Raw genomic sequence first — 1222 nt, forward strand, 5'->3', positions numbered from 1 at the left:
GGCCTCCAGTTCCCGGCCCGCAGTGCGCCACAATTCACGTCCGCAGGCGGTGAAGATATCCTTCAGCCCGCCGCCATCTTGCAGCAGCGATGGATGGAAGGATTCCTGAAGCATCCGGCCAAGCGAGAAGCCGAGCCGCTGATGAATATGGTACAGCAGCTCTTCTCCTTCGCGGCGCAGGTCGCGCGCAGGACGCTCTTCGGCTACCAGCTGCCCAAGCCGGATGTCCGCTGCGCGGCGGCGTTCTTCCATGCGGCGGCTCTCGGCCTCCCGTTCCGACTCGGCTTTCAGCGCCATATCCCGCCATTCCTCCGCGCGGCTGCGGACCGTAGACAGACTGTCCAGGGCCGCCTTCAGCGACAGAGCGGGCAGCTCTTCACCGGCAAATCGCCACAGCGCCGCCTCAAAGTCGCCGAACCCGGAGCCCTCATACACCGGGCGGCCCGCTCCCGTCTTCCCCTCCAGCGCCTGGAGGCTGGAGAGCGCATAAATACGCGGGTTCATAAGGCCCGCAGACCGCAGGTTCATCGCGACATGCTCCCGGACCTCCGCCAGCTCCTCCTCATCCGCCGCAAGATCGGAGGCGTTGACAATGACGAACATTTTGTCCAGCTCGCAGCTCTCCCTGATCCGGCCGAGCTGCGACAACAGCTGGCGGTCCGCCTTGGAAAAAGCGTGATTGTAGTAGGTAACGAAGCAGACCGCGTCCGCTTCCTTCATATAGCCGAAGGTGACGCCGGTATGCCGGGCGTGCAGCGAATCCGCTCCCGGCGTATCCACCAGCACAATGCCGCTGTCCGTCAGCGGGCAGGCATAGTACAGGTCGATGCCCCGAATGAAGCAGGCCCGGCTCTCTTCGGCGACCAGACTGCGGTACTCGTCAAGCTGAGCCGTCCGGACCGTTCCCAGAAGCGGCTCCGCCTCCTTCCAGCCTCTTGCCGCCGCCCTTAAGAATCCGGCATGCGGCAGCGCAGACGGATGCAGGCCCCTCGTCGGCAGCTTAGACACTGCGTCAGCCCAGGCACCGGGCGACGGCTCCCCCAGCTCCAGCACGCCGAAGGAATAACGGATATCCTCCCAGATCTCTTCCCGGTTCTTCATGGCCACCTCGGCCGTGGCGTGCCGGTATGGTCCCTCCGGCGCCAGTATGCGGTTCACAGCGGCCGTGGCGGGATGGGGAGACACGGGCAGCACCTCTTCGCCCAGCAGCGCATTGGCGAAG

At 65.1% G+C, this 1222-nt stretch carries 1 protein-coding gene; it reads right to left on the reverse strand.

Annotated elements, in window-relative coordinates; translation table 11 throughout:
- On the reverse strand, nt 1-1222 hold a 1222-nt coding region (locus L692_RS0101910; protein ID WP_025696699.1), incomplete at both ends, for a dynamin family protein.

It is taken from the genome of Paenibacillus forsythiae T98, assembly GCF_000520735.1.
In the GTDB taxonomy this organism is placed as follows: Bacteria; Bacillota; Bacilli; order Paenibacillales; family Paenibacillaceae; genus Paenibacillus_AQ; species Paenibacillus_AQ forsythiae.